Consider the following 15,272-nt stretch of genomic DNA (forward strand, 5'->3'; position numbering starts at 1 on the left):
AAAAATACTAGACTTTTTTACCCAAACAGAATTATGATGTGACTGTCAAAATAAGAGAAAGGATTTTACGGAAATTTACAAGATCCAAAAACAACTGGAAAAACTCGCCGAAGCTATTCATAGGAACTTATACTGGGAAAGCCTCAGCTTTATCAACCAATACGAAAATGAAAATCTTTCAGAGGGCAAAATTATCGAATGGAGTGAAGTCGCCAAGTTGATGGAATTGCCACGCCTTCTAAAAGAAAACACTTTTACAGAAAACTGCAGAATTGGTTTTCGCAAAAGCTACCGAGTTAAAATTTGGAATACGCGGGAACTGTTTTTCGAATTCAAAACACCTCTACCCAATATGTTAAACCTTTTCGAAGCCATAGCAAGTGCCAAAAGCGAGGACGCAATGGAAATGTTGGCGGACGAATTGATGGTTCAAAAGTTGAAAATTGCCAGTGAGATTTTGGAATAAGATAACTGTTGTAAATAAATTAAAGGAGACAATGTTATGGAAAAGTTCAACCAAAACAAGAATTTCGAAAATGAAATCCGGCCAAACCTCCCCGAACTCGAACAGCGAACGGTGACGCCGTTTCGAGGGATGGCGGATTATGTTCAAGATATGGCGGAATTATTCAATCAAGAGCGTTTCGAAATTTTGGTGCCACTCGCGCCAGAAGACAACATATTTTATGAATGTTCCTTTGCGGATGCAAAACAGGCAGAGCTGTATTTCGAAAATTCCTGCCGTGCGGAAAAGCCAGATGATTTTTATTTCTGGGTCAATCTGTTAAACTGTGAAATGTTGTATGTTTGGAATATGGGATTGCGGTCTGCGGAAAAATAATCGAAAAACTGCACAGCACGCAAAAACACGCTTTTTGGCGTGTTCTTGGTTGGGCTATAAATTGATGTGCTGGCTAGTTGATAGTTCTGCCTACAATTTCAACTTCTTGTTCATTGAGATGGTTTAGCAAAATCCTAAAGTTGAAATCATCTGCATCGTCAAGTTGGTGTGGTGGTAAAGATTCTGTGCGGTTTCGAAATTTTTGAATTGGCAAGTATATTCGAGGGTTTGCTCGCCACTTAATTTGTGCCGAACTTTGAAGTTTTTATCTTTGAAAATATCTTCGTAATTACAGTCAAAATTCGAAAATCTGCCAAACTCTACAGTGTTGCCAATTTCGAGTTCTAGGTAGGTTCAGCGGTAAACTTCCTGCGCCTTTTCAAAGGCTGGCGTAATGGCTTTGTTTTGAGCATGAGATTTTCCAAGTTCATAGCTGACCCTCAATAACTCACGCAGTCTCCAAACCGACACATCGTGGAAATCTTGGCTATCCGAATACTGCCGCTCCAAGGTGGGTATTCCACCGACCTGTCGGGCAATTTGTGTGAGAATATTATCTATTTCAGGGTTTTCATTTTCTGAGTTGTATATTTCTTGAATTTGTTCTTCAAGGCTTGGTTGGCTTGGGACTTGCATCTCAGGCTCATGAATTTCACAGTTGTTTTTGAATGTTTCCATCTAATTCTCCTTTACGTTTAATTTTGTGCTCTGATGGTAACTCGTTTAGGCTAAAGAGTCAAGGGCAAAAATAAAAGCCCTAACGGGCTTTTGGTGGGTTATGGTGGTGATTAGGTTATTTGTTGTTTTGGACTGCTGGCTGGAGTATGGTATAATAGTAACATGAGTATATTGACGGTAAGTCCCTTTGCGGAGAAAAAAATCAAACAAGGAAAACAGCTTCTTTTAGCCGAAGATTTTCCAAATATAACTGAAAATAATCAGTTGGTTTATCTGTATAGCCGATCCAAAGACTTTTTAGGAACGGGCTATTTGTCGAGTCAAAATAAGGGGATAGGATGGTTTCTGTCCCCTAAAAAACAACAATTGACAGTGACTTATTTTCAAGGACTTTTTGAAAGGGCTAAGGCCAAACGTCAATCCTATTATGATAATGAGTTGACGACAGCTTTTCGTCTTTTCAACCAAGATGGTGACGATTTTGGTGGTCTCACAATTGATTTATATGGGGATTATGCCCTCTTTTCATGGTACAATGCCTTTGTTTATTCCTTGAAAAATGATATTGTAGATGCTTTCCAAATGGTCTTTCCTGAGGTCTTGGGAGGCTATGAGAAAATCCGCTTCAAGGGTCTTGATTTCGAATCAGACCATCTTTTTGGGCAAGAGGCGGCTGATACCTTCACCATTTTAGAAAATGGGGTAACTTATGAAGTTTTCCTCAATGATGGGCTAATGACGGGGATTTTCCTTGATCAGCATGAAGTGCGTGATGGTTTAGTTAATGGCTTAGCTTTGGGAAAATCAGTTTTGAATATGTTCTCCTATACGGCAGCTTTTTCAGTGGCTGCAGCTATGGGGGGAGCGGTTGAAACGACATCGGTTGATTTGGCTAAGCGTTCACGTGAATTATCGACGGCTCATTTTGAAGCTAATGGCTTTAGTATGGAAAATCATCGCTTGGTCGTGATGGATGTCTTCGATTATTTCAAATATGCAAAGAAAAAAGGCTTATCTTATGACCTTATCGTCATCGATCCGCCAAGCTTTGCTCGAAATAAGAAACGCACTTTCTCAGCAAATAAGGATTACCACAAGTTAATCGCACAGAGTCTTGATATTTTATCAGAGAATGGGACAATCATTGCAAGTACCAATGCTGCTAATATGACAGTGCAACAGTTTAAAAAACAACTGCGTAAGGGCTTGGGAGATGTTTCAGCGGACTTCGTTAACCTGCAACAATTACCAGCGGATTTTACCGTCAATCCTAATGATCCAACATCAAATTATTTGAAAGTATACACAATAAGGGTAAATAAATGAAAATTGTAGTTCCGATTATGCCAACTAGTTTAGAGGAGGCACAAGAGCTTGAACTGTCTCGTTTTGAGGGGGCAGACATTATAGAATGGCGTGCAGATTTTTTAGATAAGGATAGTATCTTAACGGTTGCTCCAGCTATTTTCGAGAAATTCGCAGGCTTTGAGATTGTCTTTACCATCCGTACGACGCGTGAGGGTGGTAAGCTTGAGTTAACGGATGCGGAATACATCGCACTAATTAAGGATGTAGCTGCTATCTATTCGCCAGATTATATTGATTTTGAGTATTTCACACGTAAGGCTGTCTTTGACCAAATGCTCGAATTTTCAAACTTGGTTTTGTCTTATCATAACTTTGAGGAGACACCCGAAAACCTTATGGAGCTTTTGTCTGAGATGACAAACCTAACGCCAAGGGTGGTTAAGGTGGCGGTTATGCCTAAGCATGAGCAGGATGTTCTTGACCTTATGAACTTCACACGTGGCTTTAAAGCCTTTAATCGTGAGCAAGAGTTTGTAACCATGTCAATGGGGAAACTAGGTCGTTTGTCACGTTTTGCGGGAGATTTGGTGGGGTCATCATGGACCTTTGCTAGTCTTGACAATGCTAGTGCTCCGGGACAAGTTGGTCTTGCAGATATGCGTAGAATCAGGGAGGTTTTGGATGCAGATTGATGGACACACACGCCTAGCGGCTGTTGTTGCCAATCCTATCAAGCATTCGATTTCGCCATTTATTCATAATTCGGCTTTTGAAAAGACACAAGTTAATGGTGTTTATGTGGCCTGGGAGATTCCAGAGTCAGACCTAGCCGAGACAGTTGAAAATATTAGACGTTACAACATGTTCGGTATCAACTTGTCGATGCCATATAAGGAAGCAGTCATTCCTTTTTTGGATGAGATTAGTCCTGCAGCTCAACTGATTGGTGCCGTCAATACAGTTGTTAATCGTGATGGTCATTTGATTGGTCATAATACGGACGGTTTTGGCTTCTTTGCTAGTCTAAAGGACTTTAGCCCTAGAGACGCTCATCTGATGATTTTGGGTGCTGGTGGTGCTGCTAAAGCTATTGTGACGCAGGCAGTTCTTGATGGTGCAAAAAAAGTCAGTGTCTATGTTCGCCCTCAGTCATTAGATAAGGCAAAAGAGAGCTTTAAGTCCTTACTTGAACAGGCAACTTGTCACTTGGAGTTTCATGCTTTAAATGATTTTGAGTATTTTCAAGAGGAACTAGGCCAGGCTGATCTATTAGTGAATGCGACGAGTGTGGGGATGGATGGCGAATCCTTTCCCATTCCTACAGACACAAAATTTCCTAAGGGACTCTTGGTTGCTGATATCATTTATCAGCCTTTTGAAACACCTTTCTTGGCCTTGGCTAGGAAACAGGGAATCGAGGCTGTGAATGGACTTGGCATGTTGCTTCATCAAGCGGCAGGTGCCTTTAAATTGTGGACCGGCAAGGACATGCCAACAGACGCCATTTGGCAGGAATTAGAAAATATTTACAATAGCTAGGAGGGGACGACGATGAAACTAGAGGTAAATTTAACACATAACCCTTATGACATTATTATTGAAAAAGGAGCCCTTAAGACTGTCGGTCAATGGGTGAAGTCACTTTGGGAACCACAAAAGATTGCTCTTATCACAGACAATCATGTGGGAGCTCTATATGCAGAAAAAGTTAAGCTTAGCCTGGAGCACGAAGGTTTTGAGGTTGTCGTTTTTGATTTCCTAGAAGGTGAAGCGAGTAAAAATCTTAAGACTGTTAACAAGGCTTATGAGTTTTTGATTAAGAATGGCATGACTCGTAGTGATGGCATTGTTGCTCTTGGTGGTGGCGTTGTTGGAGACTTAGCAGGCTTTGTCGCTTCAACTTATATGCGTGGCATTCACTTCGTTCAGGTTCCAACTAGTCTCACTGCCCAAGTGGATTCGTCTATTGGTGGTAAGACCGGTGTGAACACACCATTTGCTAAAAATATCGTGGGAACTTTTGCTCAGCCTGAAGGGGTTTTAATTGATCCTAATGTCCTTGAGACACTTGGTAAACGTGAATTGATCGAAGGTATGGGTGAGGTTGTCAAATACGGTTTGATTGACGATCCTGAACTTTGGCACCTCCTTGAAAGCATTGATGGTTCGGTTCACAGTATCCTAGAAAACTCAGAAAACATTATTTACCGTTCATGTAACGTTAAGCGTAAAATTGTGGTTGAAGATGAGTTTGAAGGTGGTGTCCGTATGTACCTAAACTTTGGTCATACGATTGGGCATGCCGTTGAACAAACAGCTGGTTACGGAAAAGTCATGCACGGTGAAGCGGTAGCTATCGGAATGGTTCAAATTTCACGAGTTGCTGAGGAAAAAGGTCTAATGCCTCAGGGGATCACACGTCAAATCGCTGAGATGTGTGTCAAATTTGGCTTGCCAGTAGACTATGAGCCATGGCGTGTTGAAGAGCTCTATACAGCCCTAACACATGACAAGAAAGCCCGTGGTAATAGCATTAAGACAGTTATCGTTCCAGAGATTGGTAAGGCAGCTATCAATCAGATTCCTTTAGTTGAAATGAAAGAGTACTTGGAGAAATAAATGAGATATTTAACAGCAGGTGAGTCTCATGGCCCACGTTTAACAGCAATTATCGAAGGTGTTCCAGCTGGTCTTCCCTTGACGGCTGAAGATATCAATGGTGATTTGAAACGCCGCCAAGGTGGTTATGGTCGTGGTGGCCGTATGAAAATTGAGTCTGATAAGGTTGAAATCACTTCTGGTGTGCGTCATGGGAAAACAACAGGGGCTCCAATCACCCTTCATGTTATCAATAAGGACCATCAAAAATGGTTGGACATCATGGCTGTGGAAGACATTGAAGACCGTTTGAAAACCAAACGTAAAATCACTCACCCACGTCCAGGACATGCTGACTTGGTTGGTGGTATGAAATACCGTTTTGATGATTTGCGTAATTCCTTGGAGCGTTCTAGTGCGCGTGAAACAACTATGCGTGTGGCAGTGGGTGCTGTCGCTAAACGTATCTTGGCTGAGCTCGATATTGAAATTGCTAACCATGTTGTTGTCTTTGGTGGTAAGGAAATTGACGTGCCTGAGAATTTGACGGTGGCTCAAATCAAGGAATTGGCTCAACAATCAGAGATTTCAGTCGTTAACCAAGAGCGTGAACAAGAGATTAAAGACTACATTGACCAAATCAAAAAAGAAGGGGACACAATCGGTGGTGTCGTTGAAACTGTCGTTGGTGGCGTTCCTGTTGGTCTTGGTTCTTATGTGCAATGGGATACAAAACTTGATGCTAAGATTGCTCAAGCAGTTGTGTCTATTAATGCCTTCAAGGGTGTAGAATTTGGCCTTGGTTTCAAGGATGGCTACCTCAAGGGCTCTCAAGTGATGGACGAGATTCTCTGGAATGAAGAGGATGGTTATACGCGTCGTACTAACAATCTTGGTGGTTTCGAAGGTGGTATGACTAATGGACAACCGATTGTGGTGCGTGGGGTTATGAAACCCATTCCAACCCTTTACAAGCCTCTGATGTCAGTAGATATCGAAACACACGAACCTTACAAGGCAACAGTTGAGCGTTCAGATCCAACAGCCTTGCCGGCAGCAGGTGTTGTTATGGAATCCGTAGTTGCTACAGTCGTAGCTAATGAAATCTTGGACAAATTCTCTTCCGATAACATGGAAGAATTGAAAGAAGCGGTAGCACGTCATCGTGACTATGTGAAAAACTTTTAAGCAGCATCAGACAATAGATGGGAGTAGTAATGAGTAAGAAAACAATTTATATCGCAGGATTGGGCTTAATTGGTGGTTCCTTGGCTTTAGGGATTAAAAGAGACCACCCTGATTATGAGATTCTTGGATATAATCGCTCTGACTATTCTCGAAATATTGCGCTTGAGCGTGGTATCGTTGACCGTGCAACCAGTGATTTCAAAGAGTTTACCCCACTTGCTGATGTGATTATCCTTGCAGTGCCAATTAAGCAAACTGTGGCCTACTTGCAGGAATTGGCTGACTTGGATCTCAAAGATAATGTCATCATCACAGACGCAGGGTCTACTAAGTTGGATATCGTTGAGGCAGCTGAACGTTACCTAACAGGTAAAAATGTTCAGTTTGTAGGTTCCCACCCTATGGCTGGTTCCCATAAATCAGGGGCTATTGCAGCCGACGTGACGCTTTTTGAGAATGCCTATTATATTTTCACACCGACAAGTCTGACAAGAGAGACAACAATCCCAGAGCTTAAGGACATCTTGTCTGGGCTTAAGTCACGTTTTGTGGAGATTGATGCGGCTGAACACGACCGTGTAACCAGTCAAATCAGTCATTTTCCACACCTGTTGGCATCAGGTCTTATGGAGCAGGCTGCTGATTATGCTCAGGCTCACGAGATGACTAATCACTTTGCGGCTGGGGGATTCCGAGATATGACCCGTATTGCTGAGAGTGAACCGGGTATGTGGGCTTCCATTCTCATGACTAATGGGCCTGCTGTTTTGGATCGTATTGAAGATTTCAAAAAACGTTTGGACCATGTGGCTGACTTGATTAAGGCTGAGGATGAGAATGCCATTTGGGAGTTCTTTGACAATGGTCGTAAGAAGCGTAAAGAGATGGAAATTCACAAAAAGGGTGGCGTGGAAAGTGCCTTCGATATTTTCGTGGATGTGCCTGACCGTGAGGACGTTATCCTTAGCATTATGGAATTGTTGCGAGGAACGTCTTTGGTTAACCTTCGTATCAATGAAGAAAATCGCGAGGATATTCATGGTATCCTTCAAATTACTTTTAAAAATGAAAAAGATCGTTCACATGCTAAGACTGTTATTGAAGCCAATACAGACTATCATGTGGTGATCGCCTAGGAGAATAAAATGACAAATATTTATGATTTAGCAAATGAGTTGGAACGTGGCATTCGTGCCCTTCCTGAGTACAAAACTTTGGTAGAGAAAAAAGAAGCTATCGCAGCTGATGCTGAGGCTAGTGCTCTTTTCAAAGAGTTCACTGATTTCCAAGAGGATTTCTATGCTAAAATGCAAGCTGGTACAATGCCAACAGCAGAAGAACAAGCAGCTGTTCAAGAATTGGGGCAAAAAGTGGAAGCTAATGCCCTTTTGAAAGAATACTTGGCTGCACAACAAGGCTTGTCTGTTTATTTGAATGATATTGAACGTATCATCTTCAAACCTTTGCAAGAATTGAATAGCTAATCAGAGAGGGTGTGTCAGTTGACAGGCCCTTTTCTGCATTCAAAAGAGATTGTCTAAGAATGAAGATCAAATATTAAGGAGGAAAATGATGGCTCGTAAAATTGGAATTATTGGTATGGGAAATGTTGGAGCTGCGGTAGCTCATGGAGCTATTGCTCAAGGTTTGGCTGATAGTTATGTCTTTATAGATATCAATGAGAAAAAGGCTGAGGCGGATGCCCAGGATTTTAAAGATGCTATGGCCAATCTGCCTAGCTATGCCAACATCGTGGTTAATGATTATGCAGCACTTGAAGATGCTGATGTGATTATTTCATCCCTTGGAAATATTCAGTTACAGCATAATGCCGGTGAGGACCGTTTTGCTGAATTTCCATTTACCCGAGAAGCTGTTTATCAGGTTTCTCAGGAACTCAAAAAATTGGATTTTAAAGGTATACTCTTGGTTATCTCAAACCCTGTAGATGCCGTATCAGCCCTCTATCAAGAGTTCACAGGTTGGCCAAGAGAACGTGTGATTGGGACAGGGACTCTACTTGATACAGCTAGAATGAAGGCAGCGGTAGGAGATGATTTATCAGTCAATCCAAAATCAGTATCCGGCTACAATCTTGGCGAACATGGGAATTCCCAATTTACAGCCTGGAGTCAAGTCAAGGTCAAAGGTCAAGATATTACAGCATTGACCAGTGAAGAAGAGCGTCAAAATCTTTTTATGGCTTCTATGAAGGGTGGCCACAAGGTCTTTTATGGTAAGGGCTATACTTCTTATGGCATTGCCAGTGCGGCTCTTCGTTTGGTATCTATTATCCTTTCGGATGCTCAAGAAGAAGTGGCGGTATCTAGCTATCAAGCAGCCTATCAGACCTACCTTGGCTATCCAGTTATTTTAGGACGTCAAGGGGTGGTTGCTCCTGTTCACTTGTCTTTGTCGGCTGAGGAAAATCGTCTCTTGGAGGAGTCTGCTAACTTAATTCGGAACCGTGTTCAAGAGGCAGTTGCCTTTCTAAGAGAAAAGTATACTAATACTAGAGAGTGAATATTTTGACAATTCAGTCTATGGTTGGGCTTTAAATTATGGTATAATGAGAGCAACTATAAATTTTTCAGGAGTAACCTATGAAACTAGAAACCAAGGCACAAGGTCTTCATGGCAGCTTGCGTATCCCTGGTGACAAGTCAATCAGTCACCGTTCGATTATGTTCGGAAGTCTTGCTAAAGGTGTGACAACTGTTCGTGATATTTTACGAGGTGAGGATGTCCTCTCAACCATGCAGGTCTTTCGTGATTTGGGTGTGACTATCGAGGATGATGGTGATGTGATTCGCATTCACGGTGTTGGTTTTGATGGTCTCAAGGCTCCTCAAAACAAATTGGACATGGGTAACTCTGGAACATCCATTCGCTTGATTTCAGGTGTGCTCGCTGGTCAAGATTTCGATGTAGAGATGTTTGGGGATGATTCCCTTTCAAAACGCCCTATGGACCGTGTGACCATTCCCTTGCGTCAGATGGGTGTAGAGGTATCAGGTCAGACGGATCGCGATTTGCCACCTTTGAAAATGCATGGTAGCAAGTCTCTTAACCCTATTCATTACCAATTGCCTGTGGCCTCTGCTCAGGTTAAATCTGCCCTTATTTTTGCAGCTCTTCAAGCTGATGGCGAATCTGTTATCATCGAGAAGGAAAAAACACGTAATCATACGGAAGATATGATTCAGCAGTTTGGTGGTCAGCTTCAGGTAGATGGCAAGGAAATTCGTATTTCTGGTGGCCAAACTTTCACTGCTCAAGAAGTTGTGGTCCCAGGTGACATTTCTTCAGCTGCCTTTTGGTTGGTAGCAGGACTTGTGGTACCTAACTCTAAGATTGTCTTGGAAAATGTTGGTATCAATGAGACGCGTACGGGTATCATTGATGTGATCAAAGACATGGGTGGTAAGATTACCCTTTCAGATATTGACCAGGTTGCTAAATCTGCGACAATTACGGTTGAAACTTCAGAACTTAAAGGAACTGAAATTGGTGGAGATATCATTCCACGTTTGATTGATGAACTTCCAATTATCACACTCTTGGCGACACAAGCCCAAGGTAAGACTGTGATTCGTGATGCTGAAGAACTTAAGGTCAAAGAGACTGACCGTATTCAGGTGGTAGCGGATGCCTTGAATGCTATGGGTGCTGATATTGTACCAACTGAGGATGGTATGATTATCACTGGTAAGACGGTTCTTCATGGGGCAGAGGTTAATACCTTGGGTGACCACCGTATTGGTATGATGACAGCTATTGCTGCCCTTTTGGTTCAAGATGGTGAGGTTGACTTGCAACGTGCGGAAGCTATCAATACAAGTTACCCAAGTTTCTTTAGTGACTTGGAAGGATTGCTCCATGGCTAAGGTTTTATTGGGCTTTATGGGAGTTGGTAAGAGTTCCGTCGCCCCATACCTGGATGGTCGTTTCGTGGATATGGATCAGGTCATCGAGGAGAAAATCGGCATGTCCATTGCTGATTTTTTTGCAAAAGAAGGTGAAGCAGCCTTTCGTCAGATTGAGTCTGAGACTTTGGAGGAACTCCTTCAAGAGGGAGATGACGTCATCATCTCTACTGGAGGTGGTGTCGTTGTGACGGAGCGCAATCGTCAGCTCTTGGCGAAAAATCGTAAGCATAACGTTTGGCTCCATGCTTCTTTCGATGTGGTCTATGATCGCATTGAAAAGGATACCAAGAATCAGCGTCCACTTTTTCTCAATCATTCCAAAGAGGATTTTAAGGCTATTTATGACGGTCGAATGGCACTCTATCAAGATTTAGCAGATTTGGTTGTCACAGTTGATAACCGAACGCCAGAAGAAGTAGCAAGGTTTATCAAATGTATGTAGGTTATTTGGGCCCTAGTGGGTCGTTTACGCATAATGCAGCTTTAAAGGCTTTTCCTAAGGCAGAATTGGTTTCTCTAGGTACCATTACCGAGGTTATCAAGTCTTATGAAGAGGGACGTGTGGATTATGCGGTCATTCCGGTGGAAAATTCCATTGAGGGCTCTGTTCATGAGAGTTTAGACTATCTCTTCCATCAGGCCGATATTCGTGCTGTGGCAGAGATTGTTCAGCCCATCAAGCAGCAGTTGATGGCGACGAAACATCATGAGCAAATTGAGAAAATCTTCTCACACCCACAGGCTATTGCCCAAGGGAAAAAGTATATTAAACAGCATTTTCCACATGCCAAGATTGAGACAACAGCCAGTACAGCCTTTGCAGCGCGTTTTGTCGCTGATAATCTAGATCAGCCATATGCGGCTATCGCTCCGCATGCAGCTGCTAAGGAATACGGTCTTCAAATCTTGGCTAAGGATATTCAGGAGATTGAAAAGAATTATACCCGCTTTTGGGTGTTGGGGAACACCGTTCCTGAGATTCCGCTCAATCAGATTGATTGCAAATTAACGCTGGCCTTGACTCTGCCTGACAATATGCCAGGGGCACTTTACAAGGCCTTATCGACCTTTGCCTGGCGAGGCATTGACTTGACCAAGATAGAAAGTCGTCCTTTGAAGACGGTACTTGGCGAGTATTTCTTTATTATTGATTGTGATTATACAAAGGAAAAGTTGGCTCAGTTCGCTCTTGAAGAGCTGACTGCAGTTGGAATTGGATATAAAATCTTGGGTGCTTACCAAGTCTATGAAATTTAAAGGGAAATCTTATGACCAAATCTAACAATGGACCGTTTACGCATCATGAACGGTTACGTTACAGCTATCTTTTAAAAAATCTTGCTCACCTGAATGGACAGCAGGCCTCAGAATTCAATTATCTTCAAGGAAAGTTGGATGCCTATGAAGCTGAGCGGCGGTATCAAGCGCAAAGAGAGGACTATCAAGCAGCATGGCGCCAGCCTTATGACAATCGTTCTGACTACTATCAAGAACGTGATTATGAGTCTGTCAATCAGCTAACTGAGGAAGGTTTGCCCGTCTATCGGGAGGAAGTCGCTCAAAGTAAACCTAAACGTAAAAAGGTTCAAAGACAAGCAACTCCTTCAGCAACGTCGGCTCCAAGGTCCAAGTCGCAAGTAGCCAAGAAGAAGCGACCAAAGAAAAAGAGAAGGCTCAAGAAAGTTGTTAAGCTGGTGCTTAGTTGCTTGAGTCTTGGAGTTGTGTTCTTAGTGATAGCCATGGCCTATCAATTTTACAAGGGAACAGACCTTTCTGCTGCAGGTAATAATGGTAAATCCTATCAGCCTGCCGTAGTTGAGACCTTTAATGGTAAGGATACCAAGGATGGGGTTAATATCCTTATTCTAGGTTCTGACCAGCGAGTTAGCCAAGACTCTACCGATGCCAGAACGGACTCCATCATGGTTGTCAATGTGGGCAATAAAGAAGGTAAGATTAAGATGGTTAGCTTTATGCGAGATACCTTGGTCAATATCAAGGGGGCTTCAGAAACCGACTATTCTCAAGACTTGAAACTTAATACGGCTTTCAATATTGGTGAGCAAAATAATCATCAAGGGGCAGAACTCATGCGTGAGACCCTCAAACGAAACTTTGACATTGATATTAAGTACTATGCCATGGTTGACTTTGAAACCTTTGCGACAGGGGTCGATACCCTCTTCCCGAATGGTGTGGAAATCAATGCGAAGTTTGCGACCATTGATGGTAAAAAAGTGTCATCAGTACAAGTCCCAGATGATTTGAAGATGGACAAGAATGGTCATGTGCCAAATCAAACCATTAAAGTTGGTAAGCAGGATATGGATGGTCGCACCCTACTGAATTATGCTCGTTTCCGTAAGGATGACGAGGGAGATTATGGCCGTACCAAGCGCCAGCAACAAGTGATGCAGGCTGTTATGAAGCAGCTTAAGAATCCACTTAATCTCTTCAATGGACCTGAGGCTTTGGGGAAGGTTTACTCACTGACCTCAACCAATATGAGTATGACTGATATGTTGGATTTGGGACTTTCAAATGCTGGTAGTTTCAAAAAAGGGATTAATTCGCAAACCATTCCTTCGGATGGTGATTGGATTGACAGTTATGATTTGTATGGCGGTCAAGGGATTGAAATTGATTTTGATAACTATCAGTCAAAATTAAAAGAACTAGGATTTAGATAAGAAAACAAAGCAGGTTCACACTGAACCTGCTTGTTTTTTGGTATTAAGAGCTTGTATAAGCGCCTTGTATAAGAGTTTTAGAAAATGATAGAGCAAATAGGTCATGATGACAAGAACGAAGGCGAACTCTACCTTATAAACCAATTGGGTAGCTGGATAGACTAGTCCAAGACTGGTAGTGGCTGCCTTAAAAGCATTGACACTATTGACCAAGGGAAAGCTAAAAGCTGCAAAAAGTGGCATAAAGCCTTTTCTAACCAGTTTTACGAAGAGATCAAGAGCATAGAAAAAGAATGCTTGCGAGAATAAGAGTAGGGCAAGTAAAATAATAGTTGCAGGTCTTTGATTACTTTTGATTGAGCTGGTAATGAGAAGGGCCAGAGGTGCTGCTAAAATAGCAAGTATAGGTCGATAGAGGTGAGGGATGACTATCTGTCTCATTCTCCACAAAACAAGTGGAAAGAGGGCTAGAGTCGCTAATGCCGTTACTCCCAGAATAAGTCCCTTGATGCTAGTTGGAACACTAGCTGGTACTGTCACAAGACTGATAGCAGGTCCAACGTAGATCACGAACCAGCTTGGAAAGACTTGGTTCAAAGATAGTGGGCGCATAAAACGCAGACTGAAAAAAATAATATAGGCAATATAAAGTCCAAGGATCCCAACCCAAGTCACACTTAAGCCTATTTGAGCTAGTGGAAGACGGCTGGCAAAGAGAAAGGCAGCCATAAAGTAGCTAGCAAAGGCCGAAGCAATGACTGGATTGTGCAAATCTTCCCTTACTTGTTCAAAGCCAAGAATCAAGCGTCCTAGTATAAGCATAAAACCTATACTTGCCAGAAACCAAATGCCCTGAGCAATCAGGGCATAGTGGTTTATTTGATTGGATAAACTAAAGAGGGCAAGAACTAGACTAGATAGGGCCAAGGGAATTTTCTTAAAAAATACCTTCATTGGTCTACCAGCCTTTCTAGCTAGCTGCAAGAATGTGACGAAGCTGTACCGCACTCGGAGATACAATTGGAAGGAAGACGCCTTCATTCCAACGACGGATAAAGCTTGACTCTGATTCTTTCAAATAGCCACGACCACCACTAGCCTGAAGTTCGAGGAGCAGGCTGTTGGCTACGACGTCGACAATATCGATACGCAATTGGAAAAGTTCACGTGGTTTTTCAATGAAATAATTAGCATCATTAAGACCCGCAAAGAGTTGGTCTTGAATAGCAAGAAGATTTCCACGTGTTGCTTCAAATTCCTCACGAAGAACGCTACGGTTACTGTTTAGACTAGCTTCAACCTCATCAAGAGAACGTTGTGCCAAACCAAAGGCAAGACCAAACTGGAAGCCAAGGAAGTTCGGACGTGTTTTGGCAATATAGTCTGTACCTTCTTTTGAAAGGACCCAATTAGGATCTAACTTAACGTGATCAAAAGTAAGAGAGGCAGTGTTAGCACCTTGAAGGGAAACAAATTCCAAATCTTCAGAACGGCTGAGGCCCTCAGCTTCAGATGGAATGGTGATAATCCAAGGTTGGCTACCATCTTTAAAGTCAGCAGCAAAAAGAGCAGCGAATTTATCAGAACGTAGGTTAGTCACCCAAGGCAAACGACCATCAAGATAGTAGTCATCACCTTCTTGGCTGAGGGTCACATTCAATTCTTCAATTTCAGACAAGAATTTGACCGCATTTGACAAACCAGTTCCACCTGCACGCTCACCCGTATATAATTCTTTCAACCAGGTTTCACGAGGGTAAGCATTGTCACTGGCTAGGATATAGTCGATGAAGGTACGGTGCCCCCAAGAAATGAAAGAAGCTGTCAAAGAATGTTGTGCCAATTCATTAAGCACATCAACAACTTGAGTAGGTCCACCACCTAGACCATCAAACTCAGCAGGTACGCCGATTTTAAAGACATTGTTTTCAGCGATTTTTTCAAGAAGCTGGTCTGCAATTGGACCAGATTCTTGGTCGATGAGATCAGCATTGGTGTCTAACCAAGTAAGGAATTCTTTTGAAAAATATGACATAGGCT

The 15,272-nt window shown here is 42.4% G+C and carries 17 protein-coding genes; 14 read left to right on the forward strand and 3 right to left on the reverse strand.

What is annotated here, in order from left to right; genetic code table 11:
* Positions 1-220: 220 nt before the first annotated feature.
* Entirely contained in the window at positions 221-466 is a 246-nt protein-coding gene (locus PCY16_RS00995) for a hypothetical protein (RefSeq protein WP_038675071.1), read from the forward strand.
* Between the two features lie 36 nt (positions 467-502).
* Positions 503-841: a hypothetical protein gene (locus PCY16_RS01000; RefSeq protein WP_038675073.1), complete on the forward strand. Its 339-nt coding sequence runs from the start codon at positions 503-505 to the stop codon at positions 839-841.
* Positions 842-1,195: 354 nt separating this feature from the next.
* On the opposite strand, the gene PCY16_RS01005 is transcribed toward PCY16_RS01000, so the two are convergent.
* On the reverse strand, positions 1,196-1,519 hold the full coding sequence (locus tag PCY16_RS01005; protein ID WP_038675075.1) for a hypothetical protein: 324 nt from the start codon (positions 1,517-1,519) through the stop codon (positions 1,196-1,198).
* A gap of 162 nt (positions 1,520-1,681) precedes the next feature.
* On the opposite strand from PCY16_RS01005, the gene PCY16_RS01010 reads away from it, so the two are divergent.
* The 12 genes from PCY16_RS01010 (at position 1,682) to PCY16_RS01065 (ending at position 13,232) form a co-directional block, all read left to right on the forward strand.
* The gene (locus tag PCY16_RS01010) at positions 1,682-2,845 is read left to right on the forward strand and encodes a class I SAM-dependent rRNA methyltransferase (protein ID WP_195413830.1); all 1,164 of its coding nucleotides are present in this window, start codon (positions 1,682-1,684) and stop codon (positions 2,843-2,845) included.
* Positions 2,842-3,519: a type I 3-dehydroquinate dehydratase gene (gene aroD, locus PCY16_RS01015; protein WP_073688124.1), complete on the forward strand. Its 678-nt coding sequence runs from the start codon at positions 2,842-2,844 to the stop codon at positions 3,517-3,519. The genes PCY16_RS01010 and aroD overlap by 4 nt, the downstream gene beginning before the upstream one ends.
* Complete coding sequence (locus tag PCY16_RS01020; RefSeq protein WP_195413829.1) at positions 3,509-4,366, forward strand: shikimate dehydrogenase; 858 nt, start codon at positions 3,509-3,511, stop codon at positions 4,364-4,366. Before aroD ends, PCY16_RS01020 begins: the two co-directional genes overlap by 11 nt.
* A 12-nt stretch (positions 4,367-4,378) precedes the next feature.
* The gene (gene aroB, locus PCY16_RS01025; protein WP_195413828.1) at positions 4,379-5,446 is read left to right on the forward strand and encodes a 3-dehydroquinate synthase; all 1,068 of its coding nucleotides are present in this window, start codon (positions 4,379-4,381) and stop codon (positions 5,444-5,446) included.
* Entirely contained in the window at positions 5,447-6,613 is a 1,167-nt protein-coding gene (gene aroC, locus PCY16_RS01030) for a chorismate synthase (protein ID WP_003094323.1), read from the forward strand.
* Positions 6,614-6,642: 29 nt separating this feature from the next.
* The gene (locus tag PCY16_RS01035; protein ID WP_195413827.1) at positions 6,643-7,749 is read left to right on the forward strand and encodes a prephenate dehydrogenase; all 1,107 of its coding nucleotides are present in this window, start codon (positions 6,643-6,645) and stop codon (positions 7,747-7,749) included.
* Positions 7,750-7,758: 9 nt separating this feature from the next.
* Positions 7,759-8,097 carry a YlbF/YmcA family competence regulator gene (locus PCY16_RS01040; protein ID WP_002890462.1) on the forward strand — a complete coding sequence of 113 codons (339 nt, stop codon included), beginning with the start codon at positions 7,759-7,761 and terminating at the stop codon, positions 8,095-8,097.
* An 88-nt stretch (positions 8,098-8,185) separates the two neighbouring features.
* Positions 8,186-9,136: an L-lactate dehydrogenase gene (locus tag PCY16_RS01045; protein WP_004182914.1), complete on the forward strand. Its 951-nt coding sequence runs from the start codon at positions 8,186-8,188 to the stop codon at positions 9,134-9,136.
* A gap of 80 nt (positions 9,137-9,216) precedes the next feature.
* Positions 9,217-10,500, forward strand: a complete 1,284-nt coding sequence (gene aroA / locus PCY16_RS01050; protein WP_195413826.1) for a 3-phosphoshikimate 1-carboxyvinyltransferase — start codon at positions 9,217-9,219, stop codon at positions 10,498-10,500.
* A complete protein-coding gene (locus tag PCY16_RS01055) occupies positions 10,493-10,984 on the forward strand; it encodes a shikimate kinase (protein ID WP_014634149.1) in 492 nt (163 codons plus the stop codon). The genes aroA and PCY16_RS01055 overlap by 8 nt, the downstream gene beginning before the upstream one ends.
* Positions 10,975-11,799, forward strand: coding sequence for a prephenate dehydratase (pheA, locus tag PCY16_RS01060; RefSeq protein ID WP_179969330.1), 825 nt, complete (start codon positions 10,975-10,977; stop codon positions 11,797-11,799). Before PCY16_RS01055 ends, pheA begins: the two co-directional genes overlap by 10 nt.
* Before the next feature lie 11 nt (positions 11,800-11,810).
* Positions 11,811-13,232: an LCP family protein gene (locus PCY16_RS01065; RefSeq protein ID WP_179969331.1), complete on the forward strand. Its 1,422-nt coding sequence runs from the start codon at positions 11,811-11,813 to the stop codon at positions 13,230-13,232.
* Positions 13,233-13,247: 15 nt separating this feature from the next.
* On the opposite strand, the gene PCY16_RS01070 is transcribed toward PCY16_RS01065, so the two are convergent.
* Together PCY16_RS01070 and PCY16_RS01075 are read right to left on the reverse strand one after the other, a co-directional pair.
* Positions 13,248-14,186, reverse strand: a complete 939-nt coding sequence (locus tag PCY16_RS01070; RefSeq protein ID WP_195413825.1) for an ethanolamine utilization protein EutJ — start codon at positions 14,184-14,186, stop codon at positions 13,248-13,250.
* A gap of 16 nt (positions 14,187-14,202) precedes the next feature.
* Complete coding sequence (locus PCY16_RS01075) at positions 14,203-15,267, reverse strand: acyl-CoA dehydrogenase family protein (protein WP_195413824.1); 1,065 nt, start codon at positions 15,265-15,267, stop codon at positions 14,203-14,205.
* Positions 15,268-15,272: the final 5 nt, after the last annotated feature.

Source organism: Streptococcus sp. SS4 (assembly GCF_030440125.1).
GTDB lineage: Bacteria > Bacillota > Bacilli > Lactobacillales > Streptococcaceae > Streptococcus.

Coding starts and splice junctions, on each gene's coding strand:
- aroB (WP_195413828.1), top strand. CDS start 4,379: ATGAAACTAGAGGTAAATTTAACACATAACCCTTATGACATTATTATT.
- pheA (WP_179969330.1), top strand. CDS start 10,975: ATGTATGTAGGTTATTTGGGCCCTAGTGGGTCGTTTACGCATAATGCA.
- PCY16_RS01000 (WP_038675073.1), top strand. CDS start 503: ATGGAAAAGTTCAACCAAAACAAGAATTTCGAAAATGAAATCCGGCCA.
- PCY16_RS01065 (WP_179969331.1), top strand. CDS start 11,811: ATGACCAAATCTAACAATGGACCGTTTACGCATCATGAACGGTTACGT.
- aroC (WP_003094323.1), top strand. CDS start 5,447: ATGAGATATTTAACAGCAGGTGAGTCTCATGGCCCACGTTTAACAGCA.
- PCY16_RS00995 (WP_038675071.1), top strand. CDS start 221: ATGGAATTGCCACGCCTTCTAAAAGAAAACACTTTTACAGAAAACTGC.
- PCY16_RS01020 (WP_195413829.1), top strand. CDS start 3,509: ATGCAGATTGATGGACACACACGCCTAGCGGCTGTTGTTGCCAATCCT.
- PCY16_RS01035 (WP_195413827.1), top strand. CDS start 6,643: ATGAGTAAGAAAACAATTTATATCGCAGGATTGGGCTTAATTGGTGGT.
- PCY16_RS01045 (WP_004182914.1), top strand. CDS start 8,186: ATGGCTCGTAAAATTGGAATTATTGGTATGGGAAATGTTGGAGCTGCG.
- PCY16_RS01075 (WP_195413824.1), bottom strand. CDS start 15,267: ATGTCATATTTTTCAAAAGAATTCCTTACTTGGTTAGACACCAATGCT.
- PCY16_RS01010 (WP_195413830.1), top strand. CDS start 1,682: ATGAGTATATTGACGGTAAGTCCCTTTGCGGAGAAAAAAATCAAACAA.
- PCY16_RS01005 (WP_038675075.1), bottom strand. CDS start 1,519: ATGGAAACATTCAAAAACAACTGTGAAATTCATGAGCCTGAGATGCAA.
- PCY16_RS01070 (WP_195413825.1), bottom strand. CDS start 14,186: ATGAAGGTATTTTTTAAGAAAATTCCCTTGGCCCTATCTAGTCTAGTT.
- aroD (WP_073688124.1), top strand. CDS start 2,842: ATGAAAATTGTAGTTCCGATTATGCCAACTAGTTTAGAGGAGGCACAA.
- PCY16_RS01055 (WP_014634149.1), top strand. CDS start 10,493: ATGGCTAAGGTTTTATTGGGCTTTATGGGAGTTGGTAAGAGTTCCGTC.
- aroA (WP_195413826.1), top strand. CDS start 9,217: ATGAAACTAGAAACCAAGGCACAAGGTCTTCATGGCAGCTTGCGTATC.
- PCY16_RS01040 (WP_002890462.1), top strand. CDS start 7,759: ATGACAAATATTTATGATTTAGCAAATGAGTTGGAACGTGGCATTCGT.